The sequence below is a fragment of the Pseudomonas sp. ENNP23 genome (assembly GCF_001728945.1).
In the GTDB taxonomy this organism is placed as follows: Bacteria; Pseudomonadota; Gammaproteobacteria; order Pseudomonadales; family Pseudomonadaceae; genus Metapseudomonas; species Metapseudomonas otitidis.
Window position 1 is genome coordinate 56188 of record NZ_LYSP01000003.1, and the last position, 14253, is coordinate 70440.

Consider the following 14253-nt stretch of genomic DNA (forward strand, 5'->3'; position numbering starts at 1 on the left):
GGGGCCTCCTAGGCGAGCCGGGGCATCCACCGCTCGAAGCGCGCTTCGATACGGCGGAAGACCAGCCCGGAACACAGGGTGATGACGTAGTAGAAGGCCGCGACCACCAGGTAGAACATCAGGTAGTGCTTGGTCGAAGCCGCCGCCTGGCGCCCCGCGCCCAGCAGCTCGCTGTAGCCCACCACACTGATCAGCGCGCTGTCCTTGACCAGCACCAGCCAGAGGTTGGAGAGCCCGGCGACCACGTGGGGCAGCATGCTCGGCAGCAGCACCCGCCGCAGCACCAGCAGCGGCCTCATGCCATAGGCCCGCGCCGCCTCCACCTGGCCCACCGGGATGGCCTCGATGGCGCCACGGATGATCTCCGCCGAATAGGCGCCCTGGACGATGCCCAGCACCACGATGGCGGCGAGAAAGCCGTTGACCTCAACCGGCGGCTGGCCGGCGGCGGCCATCAGCAGGTTGAGCAGGTCGGAGCCGGCGTAGTACAGCAGCAGGATCAGCAGCAGCTCCGGCACCGCGCGGTACAGCGTGGTGTAGCAGTTGGCCCAGATCACCAGCCAGCGCGGCCCCCACAGCTTCAGCAGGGCCACGCTCAGCCCCAGCGCCAGCCCGAGCACGAACGCCCCCAGGGAGATGCCCAGGGTGCGGATAGCACCCTGGGCCAGGGCCTGCAGCCAGCCGTCGGCGAACAGCAGTTGGGAGAAATCGGGCGCCATCATGGTCGTGCCGCGATGTCGGTCTTGAAGTAGCGGCTGCGGATGGCGTCGTAGGTGCCATCGTCGCGCAGCGCCTGCAGGGTCTGGTTGAGGCGCTCGCGCAGGGCATCATTGCCCTTGCGCACCGCCGCGCCGACGCCTTCACCCAGCAACGGGTCCTGGGGGGCCACGCCCTTGCTGGCGAGCATGGCGTTGTCCGGCAGGTCGAGCAGCGGCTCCACCGCCAACTGGTCGGCGAGGAGGATGTCGACCCGGCCGCTGCGCAGGTCGGCGAGCAGGTCGTCCTGGTCGTTGTAGTAGCGCACGGTGGAAGTCTTGCCGTAGTACGCCTTGACGTACGCCGAGTGGGTGGTGGAGCCCTGCACGCCGATGATCAGGCCCTTGAGGCCTTCCGGCGTGGGCGCCACGTCGAGGCTGCGGTCGGCGACCCACAGCGCCGGGGTGAAGAAATAGGGCTCGCTGAAGTCCACCACCTGGCGCCGCTCGGGGGTGATCGACAGGGAGTTCAGCACCACGTCCACCTGCTGCGCCTTGAGCGCCGGGATGAGCCCGTCCCAGGCCATCTCGTTGAGCGGGCACTGGGCCTGCAGGCGTTCGCACACTGCGCGGATCAGTTCCGGCTCGAAGCCGCTCCATTCACCTTTGCCGCTCTTGAAGGAGAACGGCGGGTAGGGCTCCAGGGCGATGCCGAAGACGATGGTTTCCTGGGCCGTCGCTGCGTGGCTGGCGGTGGCCAGGAGCAGGGCGAGAAGGGTTTTCTTCATGTGCATTCCCTCGGTTGTGGTCGTTGTTGTCAGGGGATTCAGCGGTTGTCCTGGGCCATCACGAACTGTCGGCAGCGCTCGCTGCGCGGGTCCAGCAGCACCTGCTCGGGCGGACCCTGTTCCTCGATGCGGCCCTGGTGGAGGAACACCACCTGGCTGGAGACATCACGGGCGAAGGCCATCTCGTGGGTGACGAGGATCATGGTGCGGCCCTCCTCGGCGATGCTGCGGATCACCCGCAGCACGTCGCCCACCAGCTCCGGGTCCAGCGCCGAGGTGGGCTCGTCGAACAGCATCACCCGGGGCCGCACGGCCAGCGCCCGGGCGATGGCCACGCGCTGCTGCTGGCCACCGGAGAGAAAGGCCGGGTAGGCATGGCGCTTGTCCGCCAGGCCGACCCGCTCCAGCAACTGCTCGGCGTGGGCGATGGCCTCGGCACGGGGTTCGCCGAGCACGTGCACGGGCGCCTCGATGATGTTTTCCAGCACCGTGCGGTGGGGCCACAGATTGAAGTTCTGGAACACCATCGCCAGCCGCGCCCGCAGGCGCTCCACCTGGCGCGGGTCGCCGATGCGCCCATGGCCGTGGCGGTCACGCTTGAGCAGCACGGCCTCGCCGTTGATGCGCAGGCTGCCGGCGTCGGGAATCTCCAGCAGGTTGATGCAGCGCAGCAGGGTGCTCTTGCCCGAGCCACTGGCGCCGATCAGCGACACCACGTCGCCCTCCCGCGCCTCCAGGGAAATGCCCTTGAGCACGGCATGGTCGCCGTAGCTCTTGTGCAGCCCCTCGATGGCCACCACCGGGGTGGCGCCGTCACATGCCTGGTTCATCGCTTCGCTCCCGTTCATTCGTCGTCCCGCGCCGGAATCCACCACTCTTCGCCCCGCACGGTGCGGATGTACTCCGGCCAGCGGAACCGGTGCGGCGCCTCGAAATCGGCCGGCAACAGCGGTGCCTGCCAATGCTCGCCGCCGATGCCGCCCCCGGTGCGCCGGACGAACTCGTCCCGCGCGGCCCACAGCAACTCGGGCCGGGTGAGCAGGTCCACCAGGGTCGCGGCGATGGTCTTGGCCGCCACCTGGATCATCGGGTCGATGGTTTCGCGTATGCCGCCCAGGGCATTGGCCACCCAGTCCGGGTAGGGCGTGCCGGCGGCGGCGAGCATCGGCCGCGCCACCAGCAGGCGCACCGTCGGGCAATGCCAGGTGTATTCCGGGTAGTCGTCGGAGGTGAGGTGGCGCTGCCACGCCGGCATCTGCAGGCGCAACTGGCGCTCGCACTCGCGGGGGTCGATGAGGGCCTCGGTGGCGGCGAGGAAGGGCCGCTCCATGGGCTCCAGCCCCAGGTTGGCCTGGATCTCCCGGGCCACGGCGATGGCCGCCTCGCCCCACTGCGGCGCACCGACGGCGGCGAGGTTGTCGTAGGTGGCCTGGGCCAGCACATGGTTGGGCAGCCCGCCGCGGGACTTGCACACCCAGGTCTTCTTCCACTGGCAGCCGGTGGCCAGGGCCGCCGCTGCAGCGTTGTTGTCCATCACCCGGGAAATGGTCTCGGCCTGCTCGATGGAATCGCAGCGCAGCAGGTACTGGATCTGCGCCAGGTGCGGCGGCAGGTTGTCGGCAGTGGCCTGGCCGGCGGTGAGGATGGCCTCGTTGAAGCTCCACAGGCCGCTGAACGGCAGGGTGGAACGGCGCAGGCTCTCGTTGAGGGTGTAGAAGTGCACCAGCGCGTCGTTGGCGCCCGGCGCGCGAGCCGCCAGGTGGTTCTGCGGGATCGGGCTGTAGGGGTCGGCAGCGATCCAGTCCTGGGGCGCCTCGCAGGTGAAGCTGTAGATGTAGGCGTAGGCGATGCCGCAGTGGGTGTCCCAGGTGGTGGTGTTGTTCAGCGGCAGCAGGTAGGTGGGGTGGAAGCTGATGGCCGCGTCGAGGCCGTCGTAATACCCCTTGGCCGCGTGTACCGGCTTGGAGGCGCGCAGCTTCTCAGCCGGCTCGCCGAAGAAGCGCAGGGTGCCCTTGAGGCCATGCGCCTGCATGGCGGCCTTGGCGGCCAGCACCCCGCCCAGGGCGCTGATGCCCAGGGCCGAGTGCGGGTCGGTGTGGCCCGGGGCGAAGCGCGACAGGCCCTCGCGGGGCATCGGCCGGGTGGTGGCGGCCTGGCAGTTGCCGGGCACCGCGTCGTACTCGGCGTAGCTGGCCAGCACCGGGCCGTCGCCGCTGCTGAAGGTGGCGCAGAAGGCCGTGGGCATGCCGCCGCTGGCCTCCTCCACGGTGAAGCCCTCGCGGCGCAGCAGGTCGACGTACCAGGCGCAGGACTTGTACTCGCGGAAGGCCGGCTCGGCGAAGTGCCAGATCACCTGGTGCCAGTCGGACAGCGGCTGGCGATGACGTTCCACCCAATCGAGGGCAAAGGCTTTGGCAGACATGGGCGCTCCGGGCTCAGGCAGGCAGGAAGTCGGCGGCGTCGAGCTCGACCAGGTGCGGCTCGGCGCTCCCGTCCAGCTCGCCGAGCAGCGCACCCAGCGCCTCCAGGCCGGCCACGCGGTGGTGGCGCACATGGCAGGCGCGGGCCAGGGCGGCGAAGTCCGGCGCGAGGATGTCCACCCCCAGCGGCGGCACCTCGCGGGCCAGCATGCTGTCGCGGATCTCGCCGTAGCAGTGGTTGTTCCACAGCACCAGGATCACCCCGGCCCCGGCCTCGCGGGCGGCGATCAGCTCGGCGCTGGAGAACTGCAGGCCGCCATCGCCCACCAGCGCCAGCACCGGGCGGTGGGGGCAGGCCAGCTTGGCGCCGATGGCCGCCGGCAGGGCATAGCCGAGGGTGCCGTAGCCGGTACCGGCGTTGAACCAACTGACCGGCGCCGGGGCCCGGTAGCCCAGGGCGCCCTGGTACACCGGCTGGGTGGAGTCGCCCACCAGGATCGGTGCCGGCAGGCTGTCGCGCAGGGTATCCAGCAGGGCCTGCATCGCCCGCTGGCGGGGGCTCCAGCCGTCGCGCTCGCAGGCGTTGACCCGCGCCACGGCGGCCCGGGCCCAGTCACCGTCGCCCGCCCCGGCGGGCAGTGCTGCCAGCAACGCCGCCAGGCCGAGGCCGGCATCGCCCAGCAGGCCGATGTCGGCCCGGGCGGCACCGAGCACCTGCAGCGGGTCGATGTCGAGGCGGATCAGCGGTGCCTCGACACGGAAGGGGCCGAGGCCGAAGAAGTCGTAGTCGGTCTCGCCCAGCTCGGTCCCGACGGCCAGGACCGCGTCGGCCTCGGCGAACAGCGCCCGGCCGTGGGCAGCGGACTGCACCCCGTCGAGCAGCAGCGGATGCCCGGGTTCCAGCAGGCCCCGGGCGTTGGTGGTGAGGGCCACCGGCGCCTGCAGGCGCTCGGCCAACTGGCGCAGGGCAGGGCCGGCACCCCGGACCCCGCCGCCGGCGAGGATCAGCGGGCGCCGGGCGCGGGCCAGCACAGCAGCCGCCTCGGCCACGGCGGCCGGTGCCGGCGCGGCGGCCTCGGGCAGCGGGCGCGGACGCAGGTCCAGGCCGTCGGCGGGCATTTCCAGTACATCCAGCGGAATCTCGATGTGCACCGGGCGCGGGCGGGCGCAGCGGAACAGGCCGAAGGCGCGGGCCAGCACCTCGGGCAACTCGTCAGGACGCTGCAAGGTGTGGCTGAAGGCGCAGACGCCGGCGACCATGGCGCGCTGATCCGGCAGTTCGTGGAGGTAGCCGTGGCCCAGGGCCTGGTGCTCGCGGCGGCTGGTGGTGGAGATCACCAGCATGGGCACCGAGTCGGCGTAGGCCTGGCCCATGGCGGTGAGGATGTTGGTCATGCCTGGGCCGGTGATGATGAAGCACACCCCCGGTTTGCCGCTGGCACGGGCATAGCCGTCGGCCATGAAGCCGGCCCCCTGCTCGTGACGCGGGCTGACATGCCGCAGGCGGCTGCCGTGCAGGCCGCGATACAGCTCGACGGTATGCACGCCGGGAATGCCGAAGACGGTGTCGACACCGTAGCCTTCGAGCAACTGGACGAGCGCCTGGGCACAACGGGCCATGCGAGCACCTCTTGTTCTGGTTATGGGCTCCCGGCTTCCGCCGGAGGAAGGGCTCCAGTATTGGTGAACAACACGCAACTACAATCGAATTGTTTTTGCCTTATTGTTCGATCCTGCTCACCATTCACTGCCCCATCACCGCTCCGGAGCCCCCATGCGCTTTCCTTCGATGACTGCCCTGCGCGCCTTCGACGCCGTCGCCCGGCTGGGCAGCGTCTCCGCTGCCGCCCGCGAGCTGAGCCTGACCCGCAGCGCCATCAGCCACCAGATCAGCAGCCTGGAAGAGGCCCTCGGCTTCGCCCTCACCGAACGCATCGGCCGTGGCATCGGCCTCACCTACCGGGGCGAACGCTATGCACGGGACGTGCAACGAGCGCTCTCCAGCCTGCGCGAGGCCGCACTGGGGCTGGACCAGCAGGAGGTCTCCGGGCGGCTCTGCGTGAGCTGCAACCCCGGCTTCGCCACCTACTGGCTGTGCCACCACATCGGCTCCTTCCAGCGCCAGTATCCGCAGGTGCAGTTGCGGGTGGTCTCGCCACGGGCCCCCGACGACACCCGCAATCCCGAGGCCGACCTGTTCATCGCCTACGGCATGGGCGACTGGCCGGACCAGTGGGTGGAGCAGATCGTCGCCTTGCGCTTCTTCCCGGTGTGCAGCCCGCGCCTGATCAATGCCCACGGCGGGCTCAAGCACCCGGCCGAGCTGGCGGACTTCCCCCTGCTGCACATGAACGACCACAGCGACTGGCGGGTCTGGCTGGCCACCGCCGGCGCCTCTCAGGTGGACGCCTCCAGCGGCATCGTCTTCTCCGATGCCCATTGCGCCCAGTCCGCCTGCATCGCCGCCCAGGGCGTGGCCATCGGCGACAACCTGCTCAGCGGCGATGCCCTGGCGCGGGGTCTGCTGGTACGCCCCTTCGAAACCCGCATCGACTCGCCCCGGGGCTACTACCTGGTAGCCGATCCGCTGAAGGCGGAACGCCCGGCGGTGCGTGCCTTCGGCAACTGGGTGCGGCACCAGTTGCAGGCCAACACGGGCGACCTGCGCCGCGAGCGGCCCCACCCGGGCGAGCCGCAGGCGCTGGTTTGACAGCCCCCATGCCTTCACGGAAGCTGCCGCCTTCCGTGCCCATGCGCCACAGCGGACGTCTGCATGCCTGATCCGAGCCCCACGCCCTCCACCCGCCCACGCCGCAGCTATGTGTTGCCGGTGCTGCTGTCGCTGGCGGTGCTGCTGGGGCTGGGCAGTTGGCTGTGGATCGCTGGCGGGCGTCCCTACACGCCGGCCAGCCAGCCCCGCGCCAGCCTCGACGACAGCCCCGCGCAGTGGGTGGACGAGCAGCAGTGCGCCACCTGCCACGCGCCCCAGGCCCGCGCCTGGAAGGGCTCCCACCACCAGCTCGCCCTGCAGGAGGCCAACGCCGGTACGGTGAAGGGCGACTTCAACGACGCCCGCTTCGAGGATGGCGCCGGCGCCACGCGCTTCTTCCAGCGCGACGGCGGCTTCTGGGTGAGCACGGCGGGAGCGGACGGCCAGCCCGGCGACTACCGGGTGGCCTGGGTGATCGGCGTCGAACCGTTGCAGCAGCTCCTGCTGGCCTTCCCGGACGGACGCTACCAGGCCCTGGACATCGCCTGGGACGTGCAGCGCCAGGCCTGGTTCCGCCTGCCGACTGGCCAGGGCATCGACAGCAGGGCCGGCAGCCATTGGGCCCAACCCGGGCAGAACGCCAACCTGCAGTGCATCGACTGCCACACCAGCGGCTACCGGAAGAACTACGACGCCACGACCGACCGCTATGCCAGCCAATGGCAGACCCCCGGCGTCGGCTGCCAGGCCTGCCATGGCCCGGCCTCGCGCCACCTGGAATGGGCGCGTTTCAGCGGCCTGCACGCCCAGGCCGGCTTCAGCCTGGACCTCAGCCGTGCCAGCAGCCGCCTCCAGGTGGAAAGCTGCGCGCGCTGTCACGCCCGCCGCACGCCGCTGGGCGAGGGCTACCAGGTGCAGAACCGCTTCATGGATGACTACCTGCCCGCCGCCCTGACCCGCGAACTGTACGAGCTGAACGGCCACTTCAAGGAGCAGGTCTACGAATACGGCGCCTTCACCCAGAGCCGCATGTACGCACGCGGCCTGAGCTGCACCACTTGCCACGACCCCCACGCCGGCACCCTGAAGGTGGAAGGCGACGGCCTCTGCACCCAGTGCCACAACCCCGAGGGCCGCAGCCGCGTTGCCGGCATCGACGACCGGGGCCTGCGGGCGCGGGACTACAGCAGCCCCGAGCACCATCACCACCGCTCCGGCGAGGCCGGCTCGCGCTGCGTCGACTGCCACATGCCGTCACGCACGTTGCTGGGCAACGACCTGCGCCACGACCACCGCTTCAGCCTGCCGGACCCGGCCCACGCCCTGAAGCTGGGCACCTCGGATGCTTGCCAGGCCTGCCACGCCAACCTGCCCAGCGAGACCCTGGTGGGCGAGTTCGAGCGCTGGTACGGCCGCCCCCAGGCCGCTGCCCCACGCTATGACGAAAGCCTGGCCCTGGTGCGTCAGGGCAAGCCGGGCGCCTCGCGGGCGTTGTTCCAGCAACTGGAGCGCGCCGACCTGCCGGCCATCCGCCGCGCCACCCTGCTGGCGGAGCTGCCGGCCTACCCCAGCGAGCGGGCGCTGAAGGTGGCCGCCAACGACCTCAACCACGCCGCGCCCCAGGTGCGCGAGACGGCTATCCGTGCCGTCAGCGCCCTGCTGCCACCGGAGCAGCGCCGCGACCTGCTGGGCCCGCTGCTGAGCGACCGGGTACGCGGCGTGCGCATCGCCGCCGCCCGCGACCTGCTGGGCATGCGCACCACCGGGCTGGGCAACTACCAGCGCGCCTGGAGCCAGGCCATCGGTGAATACGAGGCAGCCCTCAGCCGCCAGGCCGAACGCCCGGAGGTGCAGCTCGCCCTGGCTGCGCTGCAGCAGGCCGATGGGCGCGCCGACCAGGTGGAAGGCCGCCTGCGCACCCTGCTGGCACGCCACCCGGACTACCTGCCCGGCAGCGTCGCCCTGGCCCAGTGGCTGGAGACCAACCAGCGCGGTGACGAGGCCCTGGCCCTGCTGGACCAGACCCTGGCCCGGCACCCCGAGGCGGGCGCCCTGCACCACGCTCGGGGCCTGGCCCTGCTGCGTCGGGGCGACCGCAGCGGCGCACTGCAGGCACTCGAACAAGCCGTCAGGCTGGAACCGGGCAACCCGGGCTACGGCTACGTACTGGCCACCGTGCTGCACGATGCCGGCCGGCTGGAGGAGGCCTGCCGGCGCCTGGAGCTGGTGCTGGACAGCCAGCCGGCCCACCGCGAGGCCCGCCTGGCGCTGATCGCCTACTGGCGCGAGGCGGGGCAGATCCAGCGGGTACAGGCCCTGCTGGCCGAGCTGGAGCAACTGAACCCGGACGACCCTGCGCTGCATCGCGAGTGACGCTTCGGCGGTGCCCATCGGCGTCGGCGGAACTCCGGACACGGGCCTGGAATCCAAGGTGCCAGGTACCCCCCACCCCCTGGAGCCCGCCATGCGTACCCGTCTTGCTGCCGCCGTTCTCGCCCTGATCAGCCTCCCTGCCGGTTCGGCCATGGCCGATTCCTTCTGGCGCAACGTGATCTCCTCCGGCGCCACCACCGCCTCCACCTACGTCACCTTCAAGGACCACAAACTGATCGTCGCCGCCCGTGAGGACGCCAGCAGCTTCGTCGCCAGCGACGGGCAGATCCGTGGCCCCTATCTGGAGGCCGCGCTGCGCCAGGTGCGTGCCGACAACCCCGACCTCACCGCCAGCGACGAGGCGCTGGCCAGCGCCATCCTCGCCAGCGAATAACGCGAAACGGACGATACGCCGCACGGAACGCAACGGGAGGCCGGGTTAGACTGGCCTCCCACAACCGGCACAAGGACCACGCCCCATGGGCAATCCGATTCCCACCCTCAAAGTCATCCTGATCCTGATCATTGCCATCGACCTGTTCTGGGTCGCCGAACGCCTGCTGTCGATCTTCGACTTCAGCATCTACGATCAGTTGTCCAACGAGCTGATCAGCCTTTTCGCACTGACGAACAGTGTTCTGGTCATCCTCTTCAACGTGCTGCTGATCGGGCTGCTCTCGCGGCTGCAACTGAAGAGCGAAAACTGAGCGCACACCGCCGTTGCCCGGTATGGGCAGCGGTCAGGTATTTCCAGGCGAACGATCAGGAAGAACGCAGGCCCGGCCGGTGGTGCAACCGACCGGGCGCGCCCCGTTGCGGGGCGCAGGCGTGATCAGGCTTCGGCGACGGCGGCGTAGCCGGCAGCGTCCAGCAGCTTGTCCAGCTCGGCGGTGTTGGCCGGCTTGAGCTTGAAGAACCAGGCACCGTAGGGGTCGCTGTTGACCCGCTCGGGCGAGTCGGCCAGTTCCTCGTTGATGGCGATGACTTCGCCGGAGACCGGCGCGTAGATGTCGGACGCGGCCTTCACCGACTCCACCACACCGGCTTCCTGGCCAGCGGCCAGGGCCTTGCCCAGTTCCGGCAGTTCGACGAAGACCACATCGCCCAGGGCCTCCTGGGCATGGTCGGAGATGCCGACGGTCACGGTGCCGTCGGCTTCCAGGCGCGCCCACTCGTGGCTGGCGGCGTAACGCAGGTCGGCGGGAATGTTGCTCATTGTTCTGGCTCCTAAGGACAGTGGCGGGCAGCCCGCCTGGGAAATTTAGATCAAGGCCCTGCCATTGCGAACGAAGTTCGGCTGGACCACGCGAACCGGGTACCACTTGCCACGGATCTCCACTTCGGCGCGCTCACCGGTGGCCGCCGGCACCCGCGCCAGGGCGATGGACTTGCCCAGGGTGGGGGAGAAGCTGCCGCTGGTGATCTCGCCATCGCCGATGCCCTCGACCCGCACCACCTGGTGGGCGCGCAGCACGCCGCGCTCCTCCAGCACCAGGCCCACCAGCTTCGGGTGGGGGCCGGCGGCACGCTCGGCCTCCAGGGCGCTGCGGCCGATGAAGTCTCGCTCGGCGGGCTTCCAGGCGATGGTCCAGCCGAGGTTGGAGGCCAGGGGCGAGGTGTCCTCGTCCATGTCCTGGCCGTAGAGGTTCAGGCCGGCCTCCAGGCGCAGGGTGTCGCGGGCGCCGAGGCCGATGGGGGAGATGCCGGCGCCGACCAGCTCGTTGAGCATGTCCACGGCCTGGTCGCGGGGGAACATGATTTCCAGCCCGTCTTCACCGGTGTAGCCGGTGCGGGCGATGAACCAGTCGCCTTCGGGCAGCCCCTGGAAGGGTTTGAGTTCATGGATCAGCGCGGCACGCGAGCTGCTCACCAGATCGGCCAGGCGCTGGCGCGCGGTGGGGCCCTGGATGGCCAGCAGGGCCAGGTCGTCGCGCAGGGCCAGGCGCACGTCGAAGGCTTCGGCGTGGCGCTGCATCCAGGCGATGTCCTTGTCACGGGTGGCAGCGTTGACCACCACGCGGTAGCCCTCGACGGTGAGGTAGACGATGAGGTCGTCCACCACGCCGCCCCGCTCGTTGAGCATGACGCTGTAGAGCGCCTTGCCGGGACTCTGCAGGCGGCTCACGTCGTTGGCCAGCAGGCGCTGCAGGTAGGCCATGGCCTGGCTGCCGGCAACGTCGACGACGGTCATGTGGGACACGTCGAAGACCCCGCAGTCGCTGCGCACCTGGTGGTGCTCCTCGACTTGCGAACCGTAGTGCAACGGCATGTCCCAACCGCCGAAATCGACCATCTTGGCGCCAAGGGCCAAGTGCAGGTCATGGAGCGGTGTGCGCTGTCCCATGGGTTTCTCCTTCCGGGCTTGGCGAACTGCGATCCGCGCTCGAGCCCCCGCCAATCCTGGCGTTCAGGGCTGCCGGGGGCCTTTCGTGACACGGGGTCCGAGGGGCGGGCCGCAACGAATGGCGCGCATTGTAGCTGCAAGGTCGGAGACTGGACACCCGACGGGTGACCGGCTGGTCGAGCAGCTATCCGCCACCCATCGGACGGGCCGAACGGCGGATCAGCAGCATCACCGGCAGCAGCCCCACCAGCACCAGGCTGAGGGCCGGCAGCGAGGCCCGTGCCCACTCCCCTTCGCTGGTCATCTCGAAGACCCGCACGGCCAGGGTGTCCCAGCCGAAAGGGCGCATCAGCAGGGTGGCGGGCATTTCCTTGAGCACATCGACGAACACCAGCAGCGCGGCACTCAGCAGCCCCGGTGTGAGCAGCGGCAGGTAGACCCGGCGGAACAGGCCGAACCCACCCACGCCCAGGCTGCGGGACGCCTCCGACAGCGACGGGCGGACCCGCGCCAGCGCCCCCTCCAGCGGGCCGTGGGCCACCGCCAGGAAGCGCACCAGGTAGGCCACCAGCAGGGCACTGAGCCCACCCAGCAGCAGCGGTTTGCCGGCACCGCCGAGGGCGGTGGACAGCGGGACGACGACGGCGCGGTCCAGATGGCTGAACACCAGCATCAGCGCCACCGCCAGCACCGAACCGGGCAGGGCGTAGCCGAGGTTGGCCAGGCCCACGGCGGCACGTACCGGCCGCGTTGGCTGCTGGCGCCGGGCGAACACCAGCAGCAGGGCGACGCCCACGGTGATCAGCGCCGCCAGGCCGGCCAGGGCCAGGCTGTGCAGCACCAGCGCCTGGTAGCGCTCGTCCAGGTCGAAGCGGCCGCGCTGCCAGAACCAGGCCAGCAGCTGCAGCAGGGGAATGACGAAGGCACAGGCGAACACCAGGGCGCACCAGCCGCTGGCGGCGAGGGCACGCCAGCCCTGCAGCCGGTAGAGCGGTGCGCCGCGACCGCGCTCCTTGGCCGGGCGCGGCACGCCCCGGGCACGGCGCTCACCGTAAAGCACCAGGCCGACGCCTAGCAGCAGCAGGCTGGCCAGTTGGGCAGCACTGGAAAGGCTGAAGAAGCCGTACCAGGTCTTGTAGATGGCGGTGGTGAAGGTGTCGAAGTTGAACACCGAGACGGCGCCGAAGTCCGCCAGGGTCTCCATTACCGCCAGCGCCAGCCCGGCGCCGATGGCCGGCCAGGCCACCGGCAGGGCGACCCGCCAGAACGCCTGCCAGGGGGACTGCCCGAGGGTGCGGGCAGCCTCCATGAGGCCGCGACCCTGGGCCAGGAAGGCGGCCCGCGCCAACAGGTAGACGTAGGGATAGAACACCAGCGACAGCACCAGGATGACGCCCCCGGTGGAACGCACCGGGGGCAGCCGCACGTCGTTGCCGAACCATTCGCGCAGGGCGCTCTGCACCGGGCCGGCGAAGTCGAACAGGCCGATGAAGACGAAGGCCAGGACATAGGCCGGAATGGCGAAGGGCAGCATCAGCGCCCAGTCGAGCCAGCGCCGGCCGGGGAATTCGCAGAGCGCCACCAGCCAGGCCAGGCTCACCCCGAGCAGGGTGACGCCGGTGCCGACGCCAAGCACCAGCACCAGGCTGTTGCCCAGCAGGCGGGGGAGCTGGGTGTCCCAGAGGTGGGCCCAGATCTCCCGGTCAACTTCCTGCCAGGCCAGCAGCAGCACCAGCAACGGCAGGACCACCAGGCAGGCGGCGGCGAACGCCGGCCAGTGCCAGTGGCGAGGCGGCGAACGCGGGGGCGCCGCCTCGCCGCCGGCGGGGTTCGTCAGAACCCCTTGGGTGGGGCTCAGCGCCACCCCGCCCGGTCCATCATGCGGATGGCTTCGGCCTGGCGCTGACCGGTGACTTCCACCGGCATGTCGTCGGCCTTGAAGGAGCCCCAGGCGGCCACTTCGTCAGACGGGTTCACCTTGGGGTTGGCCGGGAACTCCTGGTTGAGGCTGGCGAACAGGCCCTGGGCGTCGGGGCCGGTCATCCATTCCACCAGGGCGCGGGCGGCCTCCGGGTGCGGCGCGTGACGGGTCAGGCCGATGCCGGAGAGGTTGACGTGGACGCCACGGTCCGCCTGGTTGGGCCAGTAGAGCTTGGCGCGCAGCTGCGGGTTCTGCTTGTGCAGGCGCCCGTAGTAGTAGGTGTTGACGATGCCGACATCGCACTGACCGGCGTCCACGGCCTGAATCACCGCGTTGTCGTCGGCGAAGGGGTCGGTGGCCAGGTTGGCGACCCAGCCCTTGAGCACCTGTTCGGCACGCTCGGCGCCCTGCGCTTCGATCAGCGCGGCGGTCAGCGACTGGTTGTAGACCTTCTTCGAGGAACGCAGGCACAGGCGGCCTTCCCATTCCGGGCCGGCAAGGGCTTCGTAGGTGGAGAGGTCTTCGGGCTTCACCCGCTCGGTGGAGTAGACGAGGGTGCGGGCCCGCAGCGACAGGCCGGTCCACTGGTCGCTGCTGGAACGGTATTGGGCGGGGATGTTGGCCTTGACCGCGTCGGAGCCCAGGGGCTGGAGGATGCCCATCTGCTCGGCCTGCCAGAGGTTGCCACCGTCGACGGTGAGCAGCAGGTCGGCCACGCTGTTCTCGCCCTCGGCCTTGATGCGCTGCATCAGCGGCGCTTCCTTGTCGGTGATGAAGCGGACCTTGACGCCGGTCTGGGCGGTGTAGGCGTCGAACACCGGCTTGATCAGCTCGTCGATGCGCGAGGAGTACACCACCACCTCGTCGGCGGCTTGCACGCTGGGGATGCCGAGGCCGACGGCCATCAGGGTGAGAAGGGTCTTGCGCGCCTTCATTGCTCATGCCTCTCGTGGTCGGAAAGACTTGCGATGGTAATCAATCTCAGTTACGTGCTGGCCAGCC

General features: G+C 70.2%; 12 protein-coding genes and 1 pseudogene. 4 read left to right on the forward strand and 9 right to left on the reverse strand.

What is annotated here, in order from left to right:
• Positions 1-8: 8 nt before the first annotated feature.
• The 5 genes and pseudogenes from A9G05_RS02485 to A9G05_RS02505 all read right to left on the reverse strand — a co-directional run bounded on the left by A9G05_RS02485 (position 9) and on the right by A9G05_RS02505 (position 5523).
• Complete coding sequence (locus A9G05_RS02485) at positions 9-719, reverse strand: ABC transporter permease (RefSeq protein WP_069559477.1); 711 nt, start codon at positions 717-719, stop codon at positions 9-11.
• Positions 719-1483, reverse strand: coding sequence for a transporter substrate-binding domain-containing protein (locus tag A9G05_RS02490; RefSeq protein WP_069559478.1), 765 nt, complete (start codon positions 1481-1483; stop codon positions 719-721). The genes A9G05_RS02485 and A9G05_RS02490 overlap by 1 nt, the downstream gene beginning before the upstream one ends.
• A gap of 38 nt (positions 1484-1521) precedes the next feature.
• A pseudogene (locus tag A9G05_RS02495) lies at positions 1522-2244 on the reverse strand (ABC transporter ATP-binding protein); the annotation flags it as partial.
• 83 nt (positions 2245-2327) lie between these two features.
• Positions 2328-3905, reverse strand: a complete 1578-nt coding sequence (locus A9G05_RS02500) for a peptidase M20 (RefSeq protein ID WP_069559480.1) — start codon at positions 3903-3905, stop codon at positions 2328-2330.
• Between the two features lie 13 nt (positions 3906-3918).
• Entirely contained in the window at positions 3919-5523 is a 1605-nt protein-coding gene (locus A9G05_RS02505) for a 5-guanidino-2-oxopentanoate decarboxylase (protein WP_069559481.1), read from the reverse strand.
• A gap of 154 nt (positions 5524-5677) precedes the next feature.
• Here A9G05_RS02505 and A9G05_RS02510 point away from each other — a divergent pair, with 154 nt between their 5' ends.
• The 4 genes from A9G05_RS02510 to A9G05_RS02525 all read left to right on the forward strand — a co-directional run bounded on the left by A9G05_RS02510 (position 5678) and on the right by A9G05_RS02525 (position 9693).
• Positions 5678-6613, forward strand: a complete 936-nt coding sequence (locus A9G05_RS02510) for a LysR substrate-binding domain-containing protein (protein ID WP_069559482.1) — start codon at positions 5678-5680, stop codon at positions 6611-6613.
• Between the two features lie 63 nt (positions 6614-6676).
• Positions 6677-8986: a tetratricopeptide repeat protein gene (locus A9G05_RS02515; RefSeq protein ID WP_069559483.1), complete on the forward strand. Its 2310-nt coding sequence runs from the start codon at positions 6677-6679 to the stop codon at positions 8984-8986.
• A gap of 91 nt (positions 8987-9077) precedes the next feature.
• Positions 9078-9380: a DUF2388 domain-containing protein gene (locus A9G05_RS02520; protein ID WP_069559484.1), complete on the forward strand. Its 303-nt coding sequence runs from the start codon at positions 9078-9080 to the stop codon at positions 9378-9380.
• Positions 9381-9465: 85 nt separating this feature from the next.
• Positions 9466-9693 (forward strand): hypothetical protein, encoded by a 228-nt coding sequence (locus A9G05_RS02525; protein ID WP_069559485.1) that lies wholly within the window; start codon positions 9466-9468, stop codon positions 9691-9693.
• A 125-nt stretch (positions 9694-9818) separates the two neighbouring features.
• Here A9G05_RS02525 and gcvH read toward each other — a convergent pair whose 3' ends face one another.
• The 4 genes from gcvH to A9G05_RS02545 form a co-directional block, all read right to left on the reverse strand.
• A complete protein-coding gene (gcvH, locus tag A9G05_RS02530; protein WP_069559486.1) occupies positions 9819-10202 on the reverse strand; it encodes a glycine cleavage system protein GcvH in 384 nt (127 codons plus the stop codon).
• Between the two features lie 45 nt (positions 10203-10247).
• Positions 10248-11330: a glycine cleavage system aminomethyltransferase GcvT gene (gene gcvT, locus A9G05_RS02535; protein ID WP_069559487.1), complete on the reverse strand. Its 1083-nt coding sequence runs from the start codon at positions 11328-11330 to the stop codon at positions 10248-10250.
• 184 nt (positions 11331-11514) lie between these two features.
• Positions 11515-13083: an iron ABC transporter permease gene (locus tag A9G05_RS02540; RefSeq protein WP_165672385.1), complete on the reverse strand. Its 1569-nt coding sequence runs from the start codon at positions 13081-13083 to the stop codon at positions 11515-11517.
• A gap of 101 nt (positions 13084-13184) precedes the next feature.
• Positions 13185-14186 carry an extracellular solute-binding protein gene (locus tag A9G05_RS02545; RefSeq protein WP_069559488.1) on the reverse strand — a complete coding sequence of 334 codons (1002 nt, stop codon included), beginning with the start codon at positions 14184-14186 and terminating at the stop codon, positions 13185-13187.
• Positions 14187-14253 lie beyond the last annotated feature (67 nt).